Genomic DNA, 20,543 nt, shown 5'->3' with positions numbered 1-20,543 from the left:
GCGGCGCGGGTCGGTCGACAGACGTCTCGACCCGTGTTCGCCGAGGGGGCCGTCCCGGTCCTTCCGCACCAGTCGGGCGGGCGGCCCCCTCTCCACTGCTCCACTGCCGACACGCACCGAGGGAGAGCCATGTCCCACCGACGAGCACGTGACCGGGCGACCCGCCTCGCGCACGGCGGCGCCGCTGCGCCGCGTACCCCGATCGAAGGCCGGCGGAGAGACGGAGGCCGCTGGTGAGGCCCGCGCTGGCGCTGGAGCGGCATTGCGCGGCCGGGCCCACCTGGCGGTGCGAAGCCGACGGCGAGCCGTTCCCCTGCCCCGCGTGGCGCGGCCTGCCGCTGGACGACCACCTGCGCGGCGTACTGCTGGCGAGTTTCACGCTCTTCCTGCGCCCGGCGATCCGCGACCTGCGGGGCCGGCCGGAGGGCCCGACGCCGCCGCAGATCGTGCGGCGGTTCCTGTGGTTCCTGCCGATGACCGACGAGGAGGCGCGGGCGACCGCGCTGCGGTACCGCTGATGTCGGGCGGCCCGCACCTGCCGATGCGCCCCCTCTGGCGGTGCCGCCGCTGCGGGGCCCCGTGGCCGTGCGGCCCGGCGCGGCTTTCGCTGCTCGTCGAGTACCGGGGCGACCGCACCGCCCTGCTGTTCTACCTGGCGCTGCTCATGCAGGAGGCGACGGCGCACCTGACGGCGCTGAACCCGGCGAGCCCGCCGGGCGACCTCACCAACCGCTTCCTGTCCTGGGTGCGCGCGCCGCGACCGCCCTCCTGATCCCCCGCACGACCTGTCTCCTCTGCCCGGTCGTGGCCTCTGGATAACGAGGTCGACGGCTGGCCGCACCGGTGGGAGCATCACCGGGTGGCACCACTGCAGATCATCAGGGGCGATGCGACCAGCCCGCAGGCCAGGGGGCCGAAGATCATCGCCCACGTGTGCAACGACATCGGCGGGTGGGGCAAGGGTTTCGTCCTGGCCGTGTCCCGCCGGTGGCCGGAGCCCGAGCGCGCCTACCGGCGGTGGCACCGCGAGCGCTCCGGCAACGACTTCGGCCTCGGCGCGACCCAGTTGGTCCAGGTCCGGCCCGACACCTGGGTGGCCAACATGGTCGCCCAGCACGGCATCCGCACCGGCAGCAACGGGCCCCCGATCCGGTACGACGCCGTCGAGCGCTGCCTCGACGCCGTCGCCGCGCACGCCACGCGGCTGTCCGCCAGCGTCCACCTGCCGCGCATCGGCTGTGGCCTCGCGGGCGGGCGGTGGGAGCGCATCGAGCCGCTCGTCGTCGCGGCCCTGTGCGACCGTGACATCGCCACCACCGTCTACGACCACGGCTGACCGGTGCCCGCCGGTCCGGACATATCCGGGCCCGCAGACATAATGCCCCCGTGTCGCATGCCGATCTCACGTTGCCCGCCTGGTCGGGTCTGTCCGACGATGCCGCAGCCCGCACCGCCGCCGCCATCGCGCGCAGCACCGGAACGCGCCTGACCGGCGTCGGGCCGCACGCGTACGCCGGCCGGGGCGGCCGGGTCGCCTTCTTCGACCGTGACGGCGTCAGCTTCGCCCTCGTGCCGGGCGGCACCGCACAGCTCGGCCACGACCCCGACCGCTTCGTTCCCGACGCCCGGATGCGCGCCGACTTCGCCGAGGCCAGCACGGGGTGGGCCCTCACCGAGCCGCTCGACCGTTTCCTGGCCGAGGTGACCTCGCCGCCGCGTCGCGTGTCCCTGCCGGCCCGCCTCGTCGCGGTCCGCTCCGTGGAGGCCGACACGCTGCTGCCCACCGACGACGAGGACGACCCCGAGGACGATGACGGCCCCGAGGACGGCGACGGCCCCGAGGACGACGGTCACGCGTGGCTGGTGGCCGGGCTCGACCGCCTCGGCCTGCGACCGCCGACCCCCGACGAGTGGGAGTACGCCTGCGGGGCCGGGGCCACCACCCTGTTCCGGTGGGGCGACGGCTATCCCGAGGGCCTGCCCTACGGCACGGTGCCGCTCATCCAGGAGCCGAACCTGTTCGGCCTGGTCATCGGCGACGACCCGTACCGCGCCGAGTTCACCGCCGACCCGGCGGTCCTGTGCGGCGGCGACGGCGGCGCGTCGCTCTGCGGCGGCTACGGCAGCTTCCTGAGCTGGATCGTCCTCGCCACCGCCTACCGGGAGCGGGAGCTGGCGGCGACCGTGCACGACGGCGGCCTGCTCGGGGAGACGCCGGTGCGCCCCGTCGCGCCGATCCCCTGAGCCGGGGGCCGCCGCCGGGGCACGCCGCCGCCGGGGCACGCCGCCGCCGGGGCACGCCGCCGCCGGGGCACGCCGCCGCCGGGGCACGCCGCCGCCGGGGCACGCCGCCGCCGGGGCACGGGCTGTCGCCGCGCCCCGGCAGCGCCGGGTCAGCCGGCGCAGCACCCGCCCGCGCCGGAGTCCACGGTGGCCAGTGGCAGCGCGGTGAGCAGCCCGCCGGCCAGGCCGGTGGCCAGTCCCCGGGCGGCCGGCTGCGGGGCGGGGCCGCAGCAGTTCTGCCCGTCGACGGAGTCGGCCGGGTCGCTGCTGCACACCCCGGTCTCGGGCAGTTCCAGCCGTACGTCGCGGGCCGCCGCCCAGTCCCCGGCGAGGGCGGCGACGACCGAGCGGACCTGCTCGTAGCCGGTGGCCATGAGGAACGTCGGCGCGCGCCCGTAACTCTTCATGCCAACCGCGTAGTAGCCGGGCTCGGGGTGGCTCAGCTCGTCGACGCCGTGCGGCGGGACGGTGCCGCAGGAGTGCTCGTTGGGGTCGATCAGCGGGGCCAGGGCCCGGGTCGCGCCGAGCACCGGGTCGAGGTCGAGGCGCAGCTCGGCGGCGATGCCGTGGTCGGGGCGGAAGCCGGTGGCGGCGACGATCCGGTCGACAGTCACCGACTCCTGCCCGCCGTCGGGGCGGCGCACGGCGACGGTGACCCGGTCGCCGGCCGGGTCGAGGGCGTGCACGGAGAAGCCGGTGAGCAGCCGGATCCGGCCCGCCTCGACGTGGGCGCGCAGCCGGGAGCCGAGGGCGCCCCGGGCGGGCAGCGCATCGGCGTCGCCGCCGCCGTAGGCGCGGGTCGGCGAGGCCGCGCGGATCGCCCAGGTCACCTCCGTGCCGGGCGCGTCAGCGGCCAGCTCGGCGAGGGAGAGCAGCGTGTTGGCGGCGGAGTGGCCGGCACCGACGACGAGGGTGTGCCGGCCGGCGAACCGGTCGCGGTCCGCGCCGAGCACGTCCGGCAACGCATGGTCCAGGTACGCCCCGGCGGCCGCCTCGCCCCGGGCGGGCAGGCCGGAGGCCCCGAGCACGTTCGGGGTGTCCCAGGTGCCGGAGGCGTCGATCACGGCGCGGGCCAGCAGCTCCTCGCCGTCGGCGAGCCGGACGAGGAACGGGGTCTGCTCGCGGCCGGCGGTGCGCAGCCGGTCCAGGCCGAGCCGGCTGATCGCGACCACCCGGGCGCTCAGCCGCACCTGCGGCGCGATCTGCGGCAGCTCCGCGAGGGGCCGCAGGTACGCGTCGACCAGCTCGTCGCCGGTGGGCAGCGCGTCGGGATCGGGCGCGGTCCAGCCGCTGTCGGCGAGCAGCCGGCGGGCGGCGTCGTCGATGTCGTAGCGCCAGGGCGAGAAGGCGCGCACGTGCCCCCACCGGCGCACGGCCGCGCCGACGCTGTCCCCCGCCTCCAGGACGGTGCAGGGCAGGCCGCGCTCGTGCAGGTGCGCGGCGGCGGCGAGGCCGACGGGGCCGGCGCCGATCACCACGACGGGCAGGTCGTCGAGGACGGTCATGGGGCTCCTCCAGGTGTGTCGCATCAACAGGGGCGATCAGCCGACGACGGTGCTGCGGCGTTCCAGCAGCACCACGTCGCGCCAGCGGCCGTGGTGCCGGCCGACCCGCTCCCGTACGCCGACGGTCCGGAAGCCGGCCCGCGCGTGCAGGGCGAGGCTGGCGGCGTTCTCGGGGAAGACGCCGGACTGGATGGTCCAGATCCCGGCGGCCTCGGTGCCGGTGATCAACGCGTCGAGCAGGAGCCGGGCGACACCTCTGCCCCGGGCCGCCGGGTCGACGTAGACGGAGTGCTCGACGACGCCCGCGTAGACGGGGCGGGTCGAGGTGGGCGACACCGCGACCCAGCCGAGCACGGTGTCGGCGTCGTCGACGGCGACGAGGCGGTGGGCGGCCAGCCGGGACGCGTCGAACGCTTCCCAGGTGGGGGCGACGGTCTCGAAGCTGGCGTCGCCGCCGTCGAGGCCGGCCTGGTAGATGGCGAGGACCGGTGCGGCGTCGGCGGCGACCATGGCGCGGATCAGCAATGCAGCCTCCCTGTCTCGACATCCGTCGAACCAGAGGCTTGCACGCTGATTAGACGTCTGTCAACCTAGAGCGATGTCGAAACAAGCGCCGGACCTGACCGCCGCGCTCTGCTGCGCGCCGCTGACGCAGCGCCGGGTGCCGACCGGGACGGCGGCGGCGCTCGCCCCGGCGTTCAAGGCGCTGGGCGACCCGGTGCGGCTGCAACTGCTGTCGATGATCGCCTCCGCCGACGGCGGCGAGATCTGCGTGTGCGACCTCACCCCCGCCTTCGACCTGACCGGGCCGACGATCTCGCACCACCTGCGGGTGCTGCGCGAGGCGGGCCTGGTCGACGCCGAGCGGCGCGGCACCTGGGTGTGGTACCGGGCCCGGCCGGCGCTGCTGGGCCGGCTCGCGGCGCTGCTCACCGTCGAGCCGGTCGCCGGCGCCGCCGGGCCCGCCCCGGCCACCGGCACCTCCCGGGAGTGCGCGTGAGCACCACCCACGCCGACGCCGCCGAGACCGCGGTGGTCGCCCGGCTGTCCCGCCTCGACCGGTTCCTGCCCGTCTGGATCGGCCTGGCCATGGCCGCCGGCCTGCTGCTCGGCCGGGCCGTGCCGGGCCTGGACCGGGCGCTCGACGCGGTGCAGCTCGGCGGCATCTCGCTGCCGATCGCCCTCGGCCTGCTGGTCATGATGTATCCGGTGCTGGCCAAGGTCCGCTACGACCGCCTCGACACGGTCACCGGCGACCGCCGGCTCCTCGTCTCCTCGCTGGCGCTCAACTGGATCGTCGGCCCCGCGCTGATGTTCGCCCTCGCCTGGATCTTCCTGGCCGACCATCCCGCCTACCGCACCGGGCTGATCATCGTCGGCCTGGCCCGCTGCATCGCCATGGTGATCATCTGGAACGACCTCGCCTGCGGCGACCGGGAGGCCGCCGCCGTGCTGGTCGCCCTGAACTCGGTGTTCCAGGTGCTCGCCTTCGGGCTGCTCGGCTGGTTCTACCTGGCCGTGCTCCCCGGCTGGCTCGGCCTGTCCGGCGCCGAGCTGGCGGTCTCGGGCTGGGACATCGCCCGCAACGTGCTCATCTTCCTCGGCGTGCCGCTGCTCGCCGGCTGGCTCACCCGCCGCCTCGGCGAACGCGCCCGGGGCCGCGAGTGGTACGAGTCGCGCCTGCTGCCCCGGATCGGCCCCGCCGCCCTGTACGGGCTGCTGTTCACCATCGTGGTGCTCTTCGCGTTGCAGGGCGACGCGATCACCGGCCGGCCGCTCGACGTGGCCCGCATCGCGGTGCCGCTGCTGGTCTACTTCGCGCTCATGTGGGCCGGGGCGTACCTGCTCGGCCGGGCGATCGGCCTCGGCTACGCGCGCACCACCACCCTCGCCTTCACCGCCGCCGGCAACAACTTCGAGCTGGCCATCGCCGTGGCCATCGGCACCTTCGGCGTCGCCTCCGGCCAGGCCCTCGCCGGGGTCGTCGGCCCGCTGATCGAGGTGCCCGTCCTCGTCGGCTTGGTCTACGTCTCGCTGTGGCTGCGCCGGCACTTCACCCACTGACCCCAGCACACCCCAGCACCTCGGAGGAAACCACCGTGGCCGACAAGCCCAGCGTCCTGTTCGTCTGCGTGCACAACGCGGGCCGCTCCCAGATGGCCGCCGGCTGGCTGCGCCACCTGGCGGGCGACGCCGTCGAGGTCCGCTCCGCCGGCTCCGCCCCCGCCGAGACGGTCAACCCGGCCGCCGTCGAGGCCATGGCCGAGGTGGGCATCGACATCACCGACCAGCGGCCCAAGTTGCTGGAGTACGCCACCGCCGAGTCCTCCGACGTGATCGTCACCATGGGCTGCGGCGACGCCTGCCCCGTCTTCCCCGGCAAGCGCTACGAGGACTGGAAGCTCGACGACCCGGCCGGGCAGGGGGTCGAGGCCGTCCGGCCCATCCGCGACGAGATCCGGTCCCGGGTGGAGGCGCTGCTGCGCGAGCTGTCCCCCGCCCGCTGAGGTCCGCCCGCCGGGACCTCCGGCCCGTTAGGTACGGGCAGGAGGTCCCGGCGTTCGCCGGGCCGGCCGGCCCTGCCCAGCACCACCCGCCCGCTCCTACGGTCGGGGTGGAACGAGGGAGGTCGCCATGCGGGCGTGGCAGGTGCGGGACGTGATGACGACGGACGTCGCGGCGGTACGGGAGGGCACGGCGTACCGGGAGATCGTCGACGTGCTCACCGGCTGGCGCGTCACCGCGGCGCCGGTGGTGGACGGCGCGCGGCGGGTCCTCGGGGTGGTCTCCGAGGCGGACCTGCTGCACAAGGTGGAGCTGCTCGGGCAGCCGCACGAGCGGCGGGTGTTCGTCGGCCGCCGGCACCGCGAGGCGCAGGTCAAGGCCGGGGCGACGCTCGCCGCCGACCTGATGAGCGCCCCGGCGGTCACCGTCGGGCCGGACGCGTCCTGCGTCGAGGCGGCGCGGCTCATGACCCAGCGGCACGTCAAGCGGCTGCCGGTGGTCGACGACCTGGGCCGGCTGGTGGGCATCGTGACCCGTGGCGACCTGCTCCGGGTGCACCTGCGCCCCGACGGCGACATCCGCGCCGACGTGGTGGACGAGGTGCTGCGCCGGACGCTGGGCGTCCGCGACGACGTCGTCGACGTCACCGTGCACGAGGGCGTGGTCACCCTCACCGGCCAGCTCGAACGCCGCTCCACGGTGCGCCTCGCGCTGCGGCTGTCCGCGCAGGTCAGCGGGGTCGTCGAGGTGGTCGACGCGCTCGGGTACGCCGTCGACGACATCCCGCTGTCCGGGCTGCGGGTGGGCGGCGGCACCCCGGCGGGCGTGTCCTGATCCCCGGCGGCCGGCCGGCCCGCCCGTGGGCCGCCGGCCGCTCAGGTTTCGGCGAGGACGTCGAGCAGCAGCGCGGCGGTCCAGCCGAACGCGGGCGAGCCGAGCCCGGCACCGGTGTCGGGGTGGAAGTACTCGTGACAGCCGGCGGTCGCGACGAGGTCGATCATCGAGTCGCGCAGCCCGGCGGCCAGGTCGAACCGGTGGTGGGCGCGCAGCCCCCGCCACAGCAGCCAGTTGAGGTTCTGCCAGCTCGGGCCCCGCCAGTAGCGCAGCGGCTCGAAGTCGGGCGCGGTGCGGTCGTGGCTGGGCAGCGGCCGGTCCATCCGGGCCGCCAGCCCGAACCGGGGCGAGCAGGCCTCGGCGAGCAGCGCCGCGACCGGCCGGGCGGGCAGGCCGGGCAGCGCCAGGGGCATGAGGCCGAGCGCGGTGCGGGCCGGGACGAGCCGGCCGGTGCGCAGGTCCCGGGGGTGGAAGGTGCCGCCGACCGGGTCGTACAGCCGGTCCACCAGGGCGGCGGTGATGCGGGCCGCGCGCTCGCGGTGCGGGCCCGGGTCGGCCCCGGTCTCGCGGGCGATCGCGGCGAGCGCGTGTTCGGCGAGCCCCAGCGCCGTGTTCAGCAGCGGGCACTCCACCAGGAACGGGTGCCGTCCGTCCAGCCCGTCGTCGCGGTATCCGCCGGCCCGGTAGGCGTCGACCAGCGCGACGTAGCGCGCGTAGTCCAGGTCCGTGGGGCGGTGCGCGGCGTCGGCGTGCACGGTGTCGTGCCGCCGGTACGCCCGCATGACCGCCGCGTCGGCGGGCACCGCGGCCAGCGGCGGGTCCCAGGCGGGGCTGTTGTCCAGCCCGGACTCCCACGGGTGCACGATGCAGGCGAGCCCCGCCCCGCCGACGTCGCGCCGGCCGGTGAGGTAGCGCTGCCAGGCGACCAGCCGGGGGTAGAGCCAGGCCAGCTCGGCCCGGCTGCGCTCCGACGGCGCCCGGCGGTGCACCAGCCACGCGGCGAGGGCGTGCAGGGGCGGCTGGACGATGCCGGAGGTGGCCACGGCGGGCGCGCCGGGCACCCGCGCGGAGTCCCAGAACGCGGGCCCCGGGAAGTAGGACCCGGCGCGCAGGGCGGGGTTGAACACGATGTGCGGCACCCGCCCGTCGGCCCACTGGGCGGCGAACAGGGTGCGCAGCTCCCGCCAGGCCCGGTCGGGGCGCACGTGGGCCAGACCGACGGCGACGAACGCCGAGTCCCAGCTCCACTGGTGCGGGTAGAGGGTGCGCGACGGGACGGTGTGGTCGTGCTCCCAGTTGCCGTCGAGGGTGGCCACCGCCAGCCGCCACAGCGCCCCCGTCTCCCGGGCGCGGGCCGGTGCGCCGCCGTCGGCGGCGGTGCCGGTGCTCACGCGGCCATCCGCCGGGGCTCGGCGTGCCGCAGCACGGTGACCGCCTGGTGCAGCGCCTGCACCGGCTCGCCGCGCAGCCGGCAGCCCAGCGCCAGCCAGCCCGGGTAGCCGAGGTCGCGCAGGGTGCGCACGAGCTGCGGCCAGTCGAGGTGGCCGGCGCCGGGCTGGTGCCGGTTGGTGTCGCTGACCTGCACGTGCCCGAGGTAGGGGGCGGCGGCCCGCAGGGCGGCGTGCACGTCGTCCTCCTCGATGTTCATGTGGAACGTGTCGGCGGCGACCCGCACCGAGGGCAGGCCGACGGCCGCGCAGAGCGCCACCGCCTCGTCGAGCCGGTTGACCATCTGGTCCTCGTACCGGTTGAGCGGTGCGAGGAACAGGGTGACACCCTCGGCGCGGGCGTGTTCGCCCAGGGTGCCGAGGGCGTCCAGGAGGGACTGGCGGTCGCCGGCCGGCGGGCGGGGCGGCTCGAACGGCGGCAGCCGGCGGGCGGGCGTCGCCCGGGCGGCGGGGGTCGTCACCCCGACGCCGCCCAGCTCGGCGACGACGGAGAGCTGGGAGCGCAGGTCGCGTACCGCGTCGGCGGAGCGCTCGGGGTCGACGTCGCCGGTGAGGGGGCCCGGCTCGACGCGGACGGTCGGCATGACCACCCCGGCGGCGCGGGCGCGGCGCAGCTCCGGCAGCCGGCGGGCGAGGGCCGGCTCGCCGCGGCCGCGCAGCTCGATGCCGGTGAAGCCGAGCGCGGCGGCGAGGGCGTGCTTACGGATCAGGTCGTCGCCGGGGAGCAGCTGCTCCTGGCAGGCCAGCGGGATGGTCGGCGGAACGGTCATGGGCACCTCGGCACGACGTGGCGGGCGTCGGCGTCGCCGTGGTCGAGCGGCACCCGGGCACCTGAGCTGATCCGTCGGGGCCGGCGAGTGAGACAACCCAGTTGACCATGGGTCACATCGGTAGCACTGGGCTTCAGTGTAGAGCAAAAAATCGGCATATGTCTTGTTATTGATCAATCGGTACCCTTCCGGCGGGGCGGGGTGGGGCTGGCCGCGGGCCCGGCGGGTCGGCTCGGCTAGCGTGGGGCGATGGCGAACCCGACCCGATGGGTGACCGACACCGGCCCCGAACACTCGCAGTGGTATGTCGACCGGTTCCGCCGGCTGGCGGCCGAGGGCGCGGACCTGGCCGGCGAGGCCCGGCTGCTGGACGCGATGGTGCCGCCGCGCGCCCGTGTCCTCGACGCCGGCTGCGGCACCGGCCGGGTGGGCGCGGCGCTGCACGACCGGGGCCACACGGTGGTGGGCGTCGACGCCGACCCGGTGCTGGTCGAGGCGGCCGGCGTCGACCACCCCGGCCCCCGCTGGCTGGTCGGCGACCTGGCCGAGCTGGACCTCGCGGCGGCCGGGGAGTCCGAGCCGTTCGACGCCGCCGTGCTGGCCGGCAACGTGATGGCGTTCGTCGCGCCCGGCACCGAGCAGCGGGTGCTCGGGCGGGTCGCCGCGCACGTACGCCCCGACGGGGTGGTGGTCGTCGGCTTCGGCACCGACCGGGGCTACCGGCTGGCCGACTTCGACGCCGACGCGGTCGCCGCCGGCCTCCGCCTGGAGCACCGCTTCGCCACCTGGGACCTGCGGCCGTGGCGCGACGACGCCGACTTCGCGGTCACCGTGCTGCGCCGCCCCGCCTGACCGGCCTCCCCACGCCCGCCGCCGGCCGGCGCCCGCCGTCGGGTCCGCGCCCGCCCGTCGGAGCGGGGTGAGCGGGGAACCCTTCTCTACCGTAGGCGTTAACAGGGGGCCCTTCCTTACGCGCCGGCCGAGCGGGCCGCCGCCGGGTCGAGCGGGCTGCCGGCCGGCACGAGACCCACCAGGCCGGCGGGCAGCCGGACGGGGCGAACGTCGCGGTAGCCGAGCATGCCGAGCACGGCGGGGTCGGCCAGCACGTGCCGGCGGCCGAGATCGGTGACCACGCTCAGCGCGCCGCCGGTGGCACCCGGTGCGGCGACCGACTCCACCACGGCGCCGTGCCCGGGTTCGACCACGACGTGGTCGGCGACCGCCGTCCCGCCCGTCGCCTGCGGGGTGTCCGACAGGTCGGGCAGGGTCGCGCCCAGCCGCACGTCGCCCACCCCCGCGTCGTCGCCGACGCGGACGCAGAGCGCCCCCGGGTCCGCCGCGGCGAGCCGGGGCGGGGTCGGCGGCGGGGCGGCGGGCCCGGTCGGCACCAGGTCCGGCAGCTTGGGCAGGGCGGCGAACCGGCCGAGGGTCATCGCCTCCGGCTCCCCCTGGCCGGTGCGGGCCAGCAGCAGGGCGGCCTGCAACTCGGTGACGCCGGCCAGGCCGCCGGTGAGGGCGACGGCGTACTGGCGGCCGCCGCCGGAGTTGCGGACGAGGAAGACGTCGCCGACCGTCGCGCCGGTCACCCGGGGCGACGGTTGGCCGAGGCCGGGCAGGTCGAGCGGGGCGAGGTCGGCCCCGGCCGGGATGCTGTTGATCAGGGCGGGCGCGGCCGGCACCGCCCGCTGCCGGGTGGCGGCGAGCGCGGCGAGCACCCGCCCGGTGTCGCGCAGCAGGTAGCGGCGGGCGTGCCAGACCAGGTGCAGCCCGCCGTCCGGGTGTTGCAGCAGGATCGCGTCGTCGCCCAGGGCCCGGCCGCCGGTGGCCGCCGTGCCGATCAGCACGACCGACCGGGGTGCGCCGGGTTCCGCCCCGGCGGCGGCGCGCTCGGCCCCGGCGCCCGAGCAGACCGTCCACCCGGCGGTGGACAGCCGGGCCCGGTCGGGCAGCGAGTCGGGGGCGTCGGGGATGCCCAGCGGCAGCCCGCGCGGCACGCCCTCGATCGAGCGGCGGGAGACCAGCACGGTCTTCGCCCGCTCGGCGCCGATGATCAGCAGGGCGGAGGCGTAGTTGAGCACCGGGTGCAGCTTCTGCTCGCGGTAGACGAACCGGGCGCCGGACTCCTTCTCCACGATCACCGCGCCGGTGTCGCGCCACTTGGTGCCGCCGCCGGCGAACAGCCCGTAGAGGGCGAAGCCGCCGAGGGCGATCGCGGCGACCAGGACGCTGGCCAGCCCGGCCCCGGCCAGCCGCCGAAACGGCGACCGTGCGGGGTCGGTCTCCCGCATCACCAGGGCGGCGACCGCCCGCTGCACGGTGAACTGGTACGAGTGAAGCTGGTCCTGCCGCGACGGCATGCGGTTTCCTCCGACCGGTCGATCGGGGCACAGGATAGACGCTGCGTCGACCGCACGGAGACCCTCCGCCACGAGGGCGGGCAGGCGCGGGGTCGTAGGGTGTGACGCGAAGCGGTGGCCACGGCGTACCCCCCGGGGTACCCTTCTCCCCGGAGGTGACGCGAGGTGAAGCTGCGACCGGAGATGACCGCCGACGCCCTGACCCGCCTGAAGCGGGCCCGGGGCCAGCTCAACGCCGTGATCGACATGATCGAGTCGGGGGAGGACTGCCGCGCCACGCTGACCCAGCTCGCCGCGGTCTCCAAGGCCCTCGACCGGGCCGGCTACAAGCTGATCGCGTCCGGGATGCGGCACTGCAACGCCGCCCGCGACCGGGGCGAGGACCCGGAGATGACCGAGGAGGAGCTGGAGAAGCTCTTCCTGGCGCTCTCCTGAGCCCCCGCGCCCGGCGGGTCACCCGCGGGCGCGGGGTCAGGCGCGGGCGGAATGGCGGGCGTCGGTGTCATACTCCCAGCCCTCGCGCCAGGCGAAGTCGGCGGTGATCAACTCCTCCAGCGGGACGCCGTCGAGCAGGTGGTCCAGCGCCCACCGGGTGGCGACGTGTCCGATCACCAGGATCCGACGCCCATGCCAGCGCAGCGGGACGTCGTCGAGGAAGCGCCCGGCCCGCAGCACGGCCTGCCGCCAGCTCTCGCCACCCGGATAGGGCGAGTCGAGGTGGCGGGCCCGGCCCTGGTGCAGCTCCGCGGCGGAGGTGCCGTTGCGGTCGCCGTAGTCGCACTCGCGCAGCCGCCAGTCGTGCAGGACCGGGATGCCGCTGCCGCCGAAGGCCACCTCGGCGGTCTCCACCGCCCGGCGCAGGTCCGAGGTGAAGACGGCCGCGATGCCGTCGTGGCGCCTGCGGTCACCGAGCTCGGCGGCCAGCGCCCGGCCGCGCGCGGACAGCCGCCCCGGCAGCCAGCCGGTCGCCACTCCCCGGTCGTTGTCCTCACTCCACGAATGGGTCTCGAAGACGATCCGCGTCGACATGGATCAAGGCTAGGGGCCCGGCCGCGACAGAGGTTGCCGTCGCGTGACAGCCCTGTGAGCGAAACCGCCCCCGGCCGCGACCCAACATTCCCTATCAACACCCTTTCGGGGTACGGTAGGGAGCGATGAGGGAAGAAATGTACTCGGTCGAGCAGGTGGCCGACCTCCTCGGCCTGCACGTACGCACCGTGCGCGGTTACATCCGTGCCGGCCGGCTCCGGGCCACCCGGATCGGCAAGCAGTACCGGATCGCCCGCGCCGACCTCGACGCGCTCACCGGCCACCCGCCGACGCCGCCGGCGCGGAGCACCTCGGCGGAGGTGTCGAGCATCGTGCAGGTCGACGGCGTCGACCGGGCCACGGCCGACCGGCTCGGCACGTTCGTCCTGGCCGGGGCGAACAACGGGTACGACCTCGCGCACCCGCTGCGGGTGCAGACCGTCCACGACGAGGAACGGAACCGGATGAAGATCGTGATCCTGGGCGGCACCACCGCCACGGCCGGCCTGCTCCGCATGATCGACGCGGTGCTCGACACCGACGGCGGCCTGCTCGGCCGGGAGGGCGGGGAGGCGGAGGATGCCTGACGAGGTGCGCGAGCTGGCCGGGGTGCCGGTGCTGGTGTGCGACGCGGCCGGCCCGGTGGTGGCCACCGAGCAGGACGCGCTGGACCTGATCGGCGCGGCCTTCCTCGGCGCGCAGGTGGTGGCCGTGCCCGTGGACCGGCTGGCCGAGGGGTTCTTCTCGCTCGGCACCCGGTTCGCCGGCGACGTGATGCAGAAGTTCGTCAACTACCGGCTGCGCCTGGCCGTCGTCGGCGACATCTCCGGGCACCTGGCGGCCAGCCCGGCGCTGCGCGCTCTGGTGCACGAGTCCAACCGGGCCGACCATGTGTGGTTCCTGCCCGACCTCGACGCGCTCGCCGCCCGGCTGCGCGCCGGGTCCTGACCGGTCCCCGGCGGCCGGACGCGGGCGCGGCGCGCCCGTACCGGATGACGGTTGTTGCGGCGGTCGGGCCCGCGCGGGCGGTAAGATCCGCTCGGACCCGGCCGAAGTGAGGACCCGCGTGGGCGTGCGATTCGAGGAACTGGCCTGGCGGGAGACCCCGATCGGCGAGATCAGCCTGCGCCGCCGGCACGACCCCGCGCTGGACCGCGAGGTCTACGAGGTCAAGCTCGACGACGAGTTCCTGATGTCCAGCCTCTTCCCCGTCGCGGAGATCGAGCTGGCCCGGCTCGGGCTGGCCCCGCTGCGCGGCACGGCGCTCGACGTCGTGGTCGGCGGCCTCGGCCTCGGCTACACGGCCCGCACCGCCCTGGAGGACCCCCGGGTGGCCTCGCTGCTGGTGGTGGAGGCGATCGAGGACGTCATCGACTGGCACCGGCAGGGCCTGCTGCCCTTCGCGGCGGGCCTGGCCGACGACCCGCGCACCCGGTTCGTCCGGGCGGACTTCTTCGCGGCCGTGGCCGACGGGGCGGGCTTCGACCCGGACTCCCCCGGCCGCCGGTTCGACGCGATCCTGCTCGACGTGGACCACTCGCCCCGGCACGTGCTGCACCCGAGCCACGCCCCGTTCTACACCGACGAGGGCCTGCGCCGCCTCGCCGGCCTGCTGCACCCGGACGGGGTGTTCGCGCTCTGGTCCAACGACCCGCCCGACCCGGACTTCCAGCGGGTGCTCACCGGGGTGTTCCCGACGTCCCTGGCCCACGTCGTCCGCTTCCCCAACCCGTTGCAGGGCCGGGAGTCGGCCAACACCGTCTACGTCGCCCGCCGCTAGCCGCTGATCCCGGCCAGCCACGCCGGGCCGACGAAGTCGGCCCGGCCCACGGGCATGGCGGCGGCGGGCATGGCAGCGGCCGAACCGGGAAAGGCGTGTCCGACGGACGCCCCGGTCGGCGGGACCGTCCGGTCAACGGGAGGTGGACATGCGCGCCATGCTCTGGGTCGTCGGCGTCGTCGCCGGCGCGCTCATCCTGCTGGGTCTGCTGCTCGAGGCGGTCCGCTGGCTGGTGATCATCGGGGTGATCGCGCTGCTCGCGGTCATCGTGTTCGCGTTCGTCAAGGGCCGGCAGGCGGTACAGCACCGGCACTCGGCGCGGCGCTGAGCCCTGCCGGCGGCGACCGCCGGACATCCACCGTGATCACTTGCCCGGCGGTGACAGGGTGATCTATCATCCTCACGATGCGCAACCGTCGCGCCCCGTGAAGGAGCAGCTTCGTGTCCAACCGGGGCGCGTACTTCGTCGCCAACGACGCCATCCTGGATCTCGCGATCGCGTTCCTGAACAGCTTCCGCGTCCACAACCCGTCGATCCCGCTGTGCCTCGTGCCGTTCGGTGACGACGTCGGGGACATCGCCGCGCTCGCTGGCGAGTACGACTTCTCGGTCTGGCGCGACCAGGCAAGGCTGGACTGGTGTGACGACATCAGTCGCAGGTTCCACGGCCATACCGTCGGGCAGTACCGCAAGCTGGCGATCTGGGACGGCCCCTTCGACGAGTTCGTCTACATCGACACCGACACGGTGGTCCTCAGCGACATCGGCTTCACCTTCCGGCTTTTGGACCGCTTCGACTTCCTCACCTCCCACTCGGACCTGCCCGACATCCGCAGATGGGTGTGGAAGGACTCGGCGTACGCCGCCGGGGCCCTGAGCCGGCGGCAGGTCTCATACGCCGCCAACACCGGGTTCGTGGTCTCCCGCAAGCCGGCCCTGACGCCGGCGTCGGTCGAGGCCCGGCTCCCCGCCGCCCTGGCCCTCGCCGAGCACATGGAGCTGTCCTGCTACGAGCAGCCGCTGCTGAACTATCTCATCGTGACGGCGGGGGGCGGGTACGGCAGTCTGCTGGCCGTCGCGGCGGCCACCGGGTCGTGGCGCATCCCCCTCGAACGCTGGGCCGGTGACCCGTCGCTGTCCGTGCGGGACGGCCGGTTGGTCGGGTCGCGCACGCCGAGCCTGCTGATGCACTGGGCCGGCGAGTGGGCCCGCGCCCGCGCGACCGGCCGGCAGATCCCGTACGTCGAGCTGTGGGAGCACTACCGCCGACTGCGGGAGCCCGTCGGCTAGGCGCCACAGCCATGTCGCGGGGCGCGGCGCACCAGCCGAGCCGGCGGCCACCGGGCCGTCACACCGAGGCGGTCGCCAGGGCGTCCTGCCTCTCCTGCGGGCCGTGCGGGAGCGCGTCGGCGGGCGGCGGGGCGGGGGTCTCGGTGGAGCGGTTGGGCAGGGAGAGCCGGATGACCTTCCACCAGGCGGAGGCGACCTGCTTCGGCAGCGCCCCGGTGGTGTACGTCAGCCCGTACCTGGCGAACAGCGCCCGCACCTCGGGCGCGACCTCCTGGTAGCGGCAGCTCGGCAGGTCGGGGAAGAGGTGGTGCTCGATCTGGAACGACAGGTTGCCGGTCATGATGTGCAGCAGCCGGCTGCCGCTGATGTTGGCCGAGCCGAGCATCTGCCGCAGGTACCACTCGCCCCGGGTCTCCCCCTCGATGGAGGTCTTCTCGAAGGTCTCCACCCCCTCCGGGAAGTGCCCGCACATGATCACCGAGTGGCTCCACAGGTTGCGGATCAGGTTGGCGGTGAAGGTGGCCGCGAGGGTGCTGAGGAACGACGGCCCCGACAGCAGCGGGTGGATGACGTAGTCCTTGAGGAACTGGCGGCGGATCTTGCGACCGACCGCGCGGGCCCGGGCCCGGAACTCGGGGGCCTTGTGCCGGCCCTTGCGCAGGTTGCGGCCCAGCTCCAGGTCGTACGCGGCGATGCCGTACTCGAAGAAGCAGGCGTTGATCAGGTTCCACAGCGGCTGGCCGAGGTGGACCGGGTGCCACGGCTGGTCCTCGTCGACGCGCATGATGCCGTACCCGAGGTCGTTGTCCTTGCCGAGCACGTTGGTGTACGTGTGGTGCAGCTGGTTGTGCGAGTGCTTCCACTGCTCGGCCGGGGAGACGTGGTCCCACTCCCAGGTCGTCGAGTGAATCTTCGGGTCGCGCATGAAGTCGTACTGGCCGTGCAGGACGTTGTGGCCGATCTCCATGTTCTCCAGGATCTTGGCCACGGCGAGGCCGAGGGTGCCGACCACCCAGGCCGGCGGGAACAGCGAGAACAGCAGCACCGCCCGGCTGCCCAGCTCCAGCCGGCGCTGGGTCGAGATGACCTTGCGGATGTAGGCGGCGTCGGCCTCGCCGCGGCTGGCGAGCACCCGGTCGCGGATGGCGTCGAGCTCCCGGCCCAGTTCCTCGATGTCGGTGGCGGTGAGGTGGGCGATCGGGTTGTGGGCCTTCTTCTGGATGGCGGTCACGTCCGGTTCTCCTGTCAGAGGTCGATGTCGCAGGTACCGGCCGCCGCCGACACGCAGGTCTGGATGAGCACGCCGTCGCCGGGGACGGCGGTGGTGATCTCCCCGTTGCGCAGGTCCCGGACCGCGCCCTGGCGCAGCGGCACCACGCAGCCGAAGCAGATGCCCATCCGGCACCCGGACGGCATGAGCACCCCCGCCTCCTCCCCCGCGTCCAGCAGGGGGGTGCCGCCGTCGGCGGCGACAGTGACCCCGGCGCGGGTGAAGGTGACGTCGCCACCCGTGCCCGGTGAGATCACCGTGGGCCGGAACCGCTCGGTGTGCAGCCGGTCGGCCGCCCCGTGGGCGGCCCAGTGGGCCTCGACCGCGTCGAGCAGGCCGACCGGGCCGCACGCCCAGGTCTGCCGGTCGAGGTGGTCGGGCACCAGGTCGGCCAGCTCGGCCACGCCGAGCACGCCGTCGGTGTCGGTGTGCCGCTCGACGAGGCGGATCGCGCCCCGGTCGGCGAGGCCGCGCAGCTCGGCGGCGAAGATCACGTCGTCGGGGGTGGGCGCGGAGTGCACCAGCACGACGTCCGCCGCGGCGGGCACGCCGGCGCGCAGCATCCCCATGACGGGGGTGATGCCGCTGCCGGCGGTGAGGAAGAGGACCTTCCGCGGCGCGGTCGCGGGCGCGACGAAGTCGCCCTGGGCCTGGTCGAGCTGGACCAGGGTGCCGGGCCGGACCCGGCGGACCAGGTGGTTGCTGACCCGGCCGTCCGGGATCGCCTTCACGGTGACCGAGATCAGCCCGTCGCGGCGGCCGGGGGCGGAGGTCAGCGAGTAGGCCCGCCACTGGCGGACCCCGTCGACGTCCACGCCGAGGCGGACGTACTGCCCGGGGGTGTGCCCCCGCCAGCCCCGGCCGGGCCGGATGGTCACCGTCGCGGCGTCCCGGGTCTCGGGCCGGACGTCGAGGATCCGCCCGCGCAGGGCGGCGCCGGAGCGCAGCGGGGCGACCAGGTCGAGGTAGTCGTCGGGCAGCAGCGGCGTGGTGACCGTCTCGGCGAGCCGGAACAGCCTGTCCCGGACGGTGCGGCGGCCGGACGGGCGCGGGACGGTGGTGGTCATAGGACCAGGGTGGCGGACACGATCGCATAACATCTTGGCCAAGAAAGATGAAAGGCCCGCACGGTTTTGTTCCGGGAGAACAAGATGTCGGAAGAGTCGGGGACCGGTCGCCGCGCGGCCCACCTCGCGTTGGACGCGCCGACGGCCGCCCGCCTGCTCGCGGTGCTGCCGGCGGTCGCCGAGCGCACGGTCACCGCGATCACGGCCGAGGTGCCGGCCTACTCGGGCACCCTCACCGGGCAGATGCGGGCCAAGATCGAAAACGCGGTACGCATCGCGTTGGGCACCTTCCTCCAGCTCGTCGGGCGCCCCCAGGCGGCGGCCGACCCGAGCACCCCGCTGGCCCCCGCGCTGGAGGCGGCGTACGCCCTGGGCAGCGGCGAGGCCCGCTCCGGCCGCAGCATGGACGCGCTGCTGGCGGCGTACCGGGTGGGGGCGCGGGTGGCCTGGCGGGAGGTCTCCACCACCACCGTGCGCGCCGGGCTCGCGGCGACGACCGTCGCCGAGTTCGCCGAGCTGATGTTCGCCTACATCGACGAACTGTCCGCCGCCAGCGTGGCGGGGCACGCCGACGAGCTGGCCAGCGTGGGCCGGGCGCGGCAGCGCTACCTGGAGCGGCTCACCCAGCAGCTGCTGGCCGGCGAGGCCGAGGACGTGCTGCGCCGCAGCGCCGCCCGGGCGGACTGGCCCCCGCCGCAGACGCTGACCGTCGTGCTGCTGCCCCGCAGCGGCCTGCGCACGGTGCTGACCGCGCTCAGCCCGCACACGCTGGAGAGCGGGGAGGACGTGCCGGGGCCGGAGCCGGCCGAGGAGCTGGCCGTGCTGCTGGTGCCCGACGTCCACGGCGGCCGGCGGCGGCAGCTGGCCCGGGTGCTGCGCGGTCACCGGGCGGTGCTGGGGCCGGCCCGGCCGTGGCACCGGGTGGCCGGGTCGTACGAGCGGGCCGCCCGCGCGCTGCTGCTCGGGCTGCCCCGCGACGACGCCGACGCGCCCCTGGACACCGAGCGGCACCTGGCGCGGCTGCTACTCAGCACGGACCCGGAGGCCCTGGCCGACCTGCGGGCGCAGGTGCTGGAGCCCTTCGCCGCGCTGCCGCCGGCCACCGCCCACCGGCTCGCCGAGACGCTGCGGGCCTGGCTGCTGCACCAGGGCCGCCGCGACGACGTGGCGGCGGCCCTGTTCGTGCACCCGCAGACGGTGCGCTACCGGATGGCGCAGGTGCGGGAGCTGTACGGCGACCGGCTGCTCGACCCGCAGACCGTGCTGGACCTGACGCTCGCCCTGGCGGTGCTGCCGCCCGGCGACAGCGGCCGAACGGCCGTGGGCGGCACGGCACCACCGTCGAGGCCGACCGGGGGAAGCTAACGCACCGGGCGCGGCGGGCTCGACGCGCGGAGGATGAGTGCGACCGCCTCCCGGGCGGAGGTGGCCCGCGCGGGGGGACCGACCAGGTGGTCGAGGGCCTTGCCCCAGGACTGCGTCACCAACAGGTGCCCGGCGTCCGGCACGACCTCCAGGCGGGCGTCGGGCAGCGCGTCGCGCCACCAGCGGCCGTGCGCGGGGCCGGCGAGGGCGTCCCGCGCCCCGTAGAGCAGCAGGGTGGCCGCCCGCACCTGGTCGGGCGTGAAGCCCCACGGGCGCAGCGAGTAGCCGGCGACGTCGTCCGCCAGGCCTCGCGTGCCCTGGGCGAACGCCTCGGCCAGCAGGTCGCCGAACCGCGCCGCCGTGGCAGGGTCGGCCAACGCGGCCTCGTCGGCCTGGTTCGCGCCCAGCAGCCGCAGCGCGGCCGGGTCCCGAGGGTCGGCGGGCACCAGGGTGGTCAACGCGGCGTCCAGCTCGGCGCGGACGTCAGCGACGGGCCGGTCGCGCAGCGCCGCGATCATGTCCCGCTGCCGGGGGTCGAGCCAGGGCACCTCCTCGTCGGGGGCGGGGGTGGCCAGCACGGCCACCCGGCGCACCAGGTCGGGCCGGCGGGCCGCGAGGGCGAGCGCGACCCGTCCGCCGGCCGACCAGCCGGCGACGGAGACCTGCCCGAGGCCACGCTGGTCGAGCAGCTCGGCGAGGTCGTCGGCGGCGGCCGGCACGTCGGACCAGCCGGTGGCCGCCTCGGAGCCGCCGTAGCCGGGCCGGTCGGGGGCGAGGAGGGTCACCCCGGCGAGGCGCGTGGCCGCAGGGTCGGGATCGAAGGCCCCGGAACCCGGGGCCGGGTGACAGAACACCACCACCCGCCGGCCGGTGTCCGCACCGGAGCGGTGCACCGCCATCCGGCGGCCGTCCCTGAGCGTGATCATCTCCCCGGTGCTGGACATGCGGCCGATTCTGACAGCGACGGGCCCGGCTAAGGACGGTACCGCGGGAGGTCACCCGATCGGGTGACCCGCTGCGGGGCCGGCCCGGCGCACGGC

At 75.5% G+C, this 20,543-nt stretch carries 25 protein-coding genes; 16 read left to right on the top strand and 9 right to left on the bottom strand.

Going from position 1 to position 20,543, the window contains the following annotated elements:
* Nucleotides 1-233 precede the first annotated feature (233 nt).
* The 4 genes from GA0070558_RS18120 (at nucleotide 234) to GA0070558_RS18105 (ending at nucleotide 2,244) form a co-directional block, all read left to right on the top strand.
* On the top strand, nucleotides 234-518 hold the full coding sequence (locus tag GA0070558_RS18120; RefSeq protein ID WP_256091999.1) for a hypothetical protein: 285 nt from the start codon (nucleotides 234-236) through the stop codon (nucleotides 516-518).
* Nucleotides 518-772, top strand: coding sequence for a flavin reductase (locus GA0070558_RS18115; RefSeq protein ID WP_091281511.1), 255 nt, complete (start codon nucleotides 518-520; stop codon nucleotides 770-772). Before GA0070558_RS18120 ends, GA0070558_RS18115 begins: the two co-directional genes overlap by 1 nt.
* Before the next feature lie 87 nt (nucleotides 773-859).
* Entirely contained in the window at nucleotides 860-1,336 is a 477-nt protein-coding gene (locus GA0070558_RS18110) for a macro domain-containing protein (RefSeq protein ID WP_091281507.1), read from the top strand.
* Nucleotides 1,337-1,386: 50 nt separating this feature from the next.
* On the top strand, nucleotides 1,387-2,244 hold the full coding sequence (locus GA0070558_RS18105; RefSeq protein ID WP_141722238.1) for a hypothetical protein: 858 nt from the start codon (nucleotides 1,387-1,389) through the stop codon (nucleotides 2,242-2,244).
* A 149-nt stretch (nucleotides 2,245-2,393) separates the two neighbouring features.
* On the opposite strand, the gene GA0070558_RS18100 is transcribed toward GA0070558_RS18105, so the two are convergent.
* Both GA0070558_RS18100 and GA0070558_RS18095 read right to left on the bottom strand, forming a co-directional pair.
* Nucleotides 2,394-3,788, bottom strand: a complete 1,395-nt coding sequence (locus GA0070558_RS18100) for an FAD-dependent oxidoreductase (RefSeq protein ID WP_091281499.1) — start codon at nucleotides 3,786-3,788, stop codon at nucleotides 2,394-2,396.
* A gap of 36 nt (nucleotides 3,789-3,824) precedes the next feature.
* Nucleotides 3,825-4,298 (bottom strand): GNAT family N-acetyltransferase, encoded by a 474-nt coding sequence (locus GA0070558_RS18095; RefSeq protein WP_091281591.1) that lies wholly within the window; start codon nucleotides 4,296-4,298, stop codon nucleotides 3,825-3,827.
* An 88-nt stretch (nucleotides 4,299-4,386) separates the two neighbouring features.
* On the opposite strand from GA0070558_RS18095, the gene GA0070558_RS18090 reads away from it, so the two are divergent.
* The 4 genes from GA0070558_RS18090 to GA0070558_RS18075 all read left to right on the top strand — a co-directional run bounded on the left by GA0070558_RS18090 (nucleotide 4,387) and on the right by GA0070558_RS18075 (nucleotide 7,127).
* A complete protein-coding gene (locus GA0070558_RS18090; RefSeq protein ID WP_091281495.1) occupies nucleotides 4,387-4,788 on the top strand; it encodes an ArsR/SmtB family transcription factor in 402 nt (133 codons plus the stop codon).
* Entirely contained in the window at nucleotides 4,785-5,852 is a 1,068-nt protein-coding gene (gene arsB / locus GA0070558_RS18085; protein WP_091281492.1) for an ACR3 family arsenite efflux transporter, read from the top strand. The genes GA0070558_RS18090 and arsB overlap by 4 nt, the downstream gene beginning before the upstream one ends.
* A gap of 35 nt (nucleotides 5,853-5,887) precedes the next feature.
* Entirely contained in the window at nucleotides 5,888-6,295 is a 408-nt protein-coding gene (locus tag GA0070558_RS18080; protein ID WP_077939844.1) for an arsenate reductase ArsC, read from the top strand.
* Between the two features lie 127 nt (nucleotides 6,296-6,422).
* Nucleotides 6,423-7,127: a CBS domain-containing protein gene (locus GA0070558_RS18075; RefSeq protein WP_091281490.1), complete on the top strand. Its 705-nt coding sequence runs from the start codon at nucleotides 6,423-6,425 to the stop codon at nucleotides 7,125-7,127.
* A 41-nt stretch (nucleotides 7,128-7,168) separates the two neighbouring features.
* On the opposite strand, the gene GA0070558_RS18070 is transcribed toward GA0070558_RS18075, so the two are convergent.
* Both GA0070558_RS18070 and GA0070558_RS18065 read right to left on the bottom strand, forming a co-directional pair.
* Nucleotides 7,169-8,518, bottom strand: coding sequence for an MGH1-like glycoside hydrolase domain-containing protein (locus tag GA0070558_RS18070; RefSeq protein WP_439709613.1), 1,350 nt, complete (start codon nucleotides 8,516-8,518; stop codon nucleotides 7,169-7,171).
* Nucleotides 8,515-9,345: a sugar phosphate isomerase/epimerase family protein gene (locus tag GA0070558_RS18065; protein ID WP_091281487.1), complete on the bottom strand. Its 831-nt coding sequence runs from the start codon at nucleotides 9,343-9,345 to the stop codon at nucleotides 8,515-8,517. Before GA0070558_RS18065 ends, GA0070558_RS18070 begins: the two co-directional genes overlap by 4 nt.
* Nucleotides 9,346-9,594: 249 nt before the next feature.
* Here GA0070558_RS18065 and GA0070558_RS18060 point away from each other — a divergent pair, with 249 nt between their 5' ends.
* Nucleotides 9,595-10,197, top strand: coding sequence for a class I SAM-dependent methyltransferase (locus tag GA0070558_RS18060; RefSeq protein WP_091281472.1), 603 nt, complete (start codon nucleotides 9,595-9,597; stop codon nucleotides 10,195-10,197).
* 116 nt (nucleotides 10,198-10,313) lie between these two features.
* On the opposite strand, the gene eccB is transcribed toward GA0070558_RS18060, so the two are convergent.
* Nucleotides 10,314-11,702 (bottom strand): type VII secretion protein EccB, encoded by a 1,389-nt coding sequence (gene eccB, locus GA0070558_RS18055; RefSeq protein ID WP_091281470.1) that lies wholly within the window; start codon nucleotides 11,700-11,702, stop codon nucleotides 10,314-10,316.
* 165 nt (nucleotides 11,703-11,867) lie between these two features.
* Here eccB and GA0070558_RS18050 point away from each other — a divergent pair, with 165 nt between their 5' ends.
* Nucleotides 11,868-12,137 carry a metal-sensitive transcriptional regulator gene (locus GA0070558_RS18050; protein ID WP_043968569.1) on the top strand — a complete coding sequence of 90 codons (270 nt, stop codon included), beginning with the start codon at nucleotides 11,868-11,870 and terminating at the stop codon, nucleotides 12,135-12,137.
* Between the two features lie 36 nt (nucleotides 12,138-12,173).
* Here the strand turns inward: GA0070558_RS18050 and GA0070558_RS18045 are convergent, their stop codons facing one another.
* A complete protein-coding gene (locus GA0070558_RS18045; protein ID WP_091281468.1) occupies nucleotides 12,174-12,731 on the bottom strand; it encodes a histidine phosphatase family protein in 558 nt (185 codons plus the stop codon).
* 125 nt (nucleotides 12,732-12,856) lie between these two features.
* Here GA0070558_RS18045 and GA0070558_RS18040 point away from each other — a divergent pair, with 125 nt between their 5' ends.
* From GA0070558_RS18040 to GA0070558_RS18020, 5 genes are all read left to right on the top strand, one after another.
* Complete coding sequence (locus GA0070558_RS18040; protein WP_256091997.1) at nucleotides 12,857-13,318, top strand: helix-turn-helix domain-containing protein; 462 nt, start codon at nucleotides 12,857-12,859, stop codon at nucleotides 13,316-13,318.
* Nucleotides 13,311-13,679: a DUF4180 domain-containing protein gene (locus GA0070558_RS18035; protein WP_091281466.1), complete on the top strand. Its 369-nt coding sequence runs from the start codon at nucleotides 13,311-13,313 to the stop codon at nucleotides 13,677-13,679. The genes GA0070558_RS18040 and GA0070558_RS18035 overlap by 8 nt, the downstream gene beginning before the upstream one ends.
* A gap of 124 nt (nucleotides 13,680-13,803) precedes the next feature.
* On the top strand, nucleotides 13,804-14,511 hold the full coding sequence (locus GA0070558_RS18030) for a polyamine aminopropyltransferase (RefSeq protein WP_256091996.1): 708 nt from the start codon (nucleotides 13,804-13,806) through the stop codon (nucleotides 14,509-14,511).
* A 148-nt stretch (nucleotides 14,512-14,659) separates the two neighbouring features.
* Entirely contained in the window at nucleotides 14,660-14,839 is a 180-nt protein-coding gene (locus GA0070558_RS18025; RefSeq protein WP_043969511.1) for a hypothetical protein, read from the top strand.
* A 113-nt stretch (nucleotides 14,840-14,952) separates the two neighbouring features.
* The gene (locus GA0070558_RS18020; RefSeq protein WP_091281463.1) at nucleotides 14,953-15,801 is read left to right on the top strand and encodes a glycosyltransferase family protein; all 849 of its coding nucleotides are present in this window, start codon (nucleotides 14,953-14,955) and stop codon (nucleotides 15,799-15,801) included.
* A gap of 58 nt (nucleotides 15,802-15,859) precedes the next feature.
* Here GA0070558_RS18020 and GA0070558_RS18015 read toward each other — a convergent pair whose 3' ends face one another.
* Complete coding sequence (locus GA0070558_RS18015; protein ID WP_091281459.1) at nucleotides 15,860-17,032, bottom strand: fatty acid desaturase family protein; 1,173 nt, start codon at nucleotides 17,030-17,032, stop codon at nucleotides 15,860-15,862.
* A 14-nt stretch (nucleotides 17,033-17,046) separates the two neighbouring features.
* Nucleotides 17,047-18,138 carry a ferredoxin reductase gene (locus GA0070558_RS18010; protein WP_091281454.1) on the bottom strand — a complete coding sequence of 364 codons (1,092 nt, stop codon included), beginning with the start codon at nucleotides 18,136-18,138 and terminating at the stop codon, nucleotides 17,047-17,049.
* An 84-nt stretch (nucleotides 18,139-18,222) separates the two neighbouring features.
* Here GA0070558_RS18010 and GA0070558_RS18005 point away from each other — a divergent pair, with 84 nt between their 5' ends.
* Nucleotides 18,223-19,503 (top strand): PucR family transcriptional regulator, encoded by a 1,281-nt coding sequence (locus GA0070558_RS18005; protein ID WP_091281588.1) that lies wholly within the window; start codon nucleotides 18,223-18,225, stop codon nucleotides 19,501-19,503.
* Here the strand turns inward: GA0070558_RS18005 and GA0070558_RS33860 are convergent.
* Nucleotides 19,500-20,402, bottom strand: a complete 903-nt coding sequence (locus tag GA0070558_RS33860; protein WP_256091995.1) for an alpha/beta fold hydrolase — start codon at nucleotides 20,400-20,402, stop codon at nucleotides 19,500-19,502. The two genes, GA0070558_RS18005 and GA0070558_RS33860, sit on opposite strands and share 4 nt — an antisense overlap.
* Nucleotides 20,403-20,543: the final 141 nt, after the last annotated feature.

The organism is Micromonospora haikouensis, assembly GCF_900091595.1.
GTDB lineage: Bacteria > Actinomycetota > Actinomycetes > Mycobacteriales > Micromonosporaceae > Micromonospora > Micromonospora haikouensis.
The sequence above is the reverse complement of the archived record's forward strand: the minus strand, read 5'-3'. Positions and strand labels throughout refer to the sequence as shown.

Bases quoted from the DNA above. Each gene is read 5' to 3' on its own strand.
- GA0070558_RS18115 (WP_091281511.1), top strand. From the start codon at position 518: ATGTCGGGCGGCCCGCACCTGCCGATGCGCCCCCTCTGGCGGTGCCGC.
- GA0070558_RS18100 (WP_091281499.1), bottom strand. From the start codon at position 3,788: ATGACCGTCCTCGACGACCTGCCCGTCGTGGTGATCGGCGCCGGCCCC.
- GA0070558_RS18095 (WP_091281591.1), bottom strand. From the start codon at position 4,298: ATGGTCGCCGCCGACGCCGCACCGGTCCTCGCCATCTACCAGGCCGGC.
- GA0070558_RS18090 (WP_091281495.1), top strand. From the start codon at position 4,387: ATGTCGAAACAAGCGCCGGACCTGACCGCCGCGCTCTGCTGCGCGCCG.
- GA0070558_RS18075 (WP_091281490.1), top strand. From the start codon at position 6,423: ATGCGGGCGTGGCAGGTGCGGGACGTGATGACGACGGACGTCGCGGCG.
- GA0070558_RS18065 (WP_091281487.1), bottom strand. From the start codon at position 9,345: ATGACCGTTCCGCCGACCATCCCGCTGGCCTGCCAGGAGCAGCTGCTC.
- GA0070558_RS18060 (WP_091281472.1), top strand. From the start codon at position 9,595: ATGGCGAACCCGACCCGATGGGTGACCGACACCGGCCCCGAACACTCG.
- eccB (WP_091281470.1), bottom strand. From the start codon at position 11,702: ATGCCGTCGCGGCAGGACCAGCTTCACTCGTACCAGTTCACCGTGCAG.
- GA0070558_RS18045 (WP_091281468.1), bottom strand. From the start codon at position 12,731: ATGTCGACGCGGATCGTCTTCGAGACCCATTCGTGGAGTGAGGACAAC.
- GA0070558_RS18040 (WP_256091997.1), top strand. From the start codon at position 12,857: ATGAGGGAAGAAATGTACTCGGTCGAGCAGGTGGCCGACCTCCTCGGC.
- GA0070558_RS18035 (WP_091281466.1), top strand. From the start codon at position 13,311: ATGCCTGACGAGGTGCGCGAGCTGGCCGGGGTGCCGGTGCTGGTGTGC.
- GA0070558_RS18025 (WP_043969511.1), top strand. From the start codon at position 14,660: ATGCGCGCCATGCTCTGGGTCGTCGGCGTCGTCGCCGGCGCGCTCATC.
- GA0070558_RS18010 (WP_091281454.1), bottom strand. From the start codon at position 18,138: ATGACCACCACCGTCCCGCGCCCGTCCGGCCGCCGCACCGTCCGGGAC.
- GA0070558_RS18005 (WP_091281588.1), top strand. From the start codon at position 18,223: ATGTCGGAAGAGTCGGGGACCGGTCGCCGCGCGGCCCACCTCGCGTTG.
- GA0070558_RS33860 (WP_256091995.1), bottom strand. From the start codon at position 20,402: ATGGCGGTGCACCGCTCCGGTGCGGACACCGGCCGGCGGGTGGTGGTG.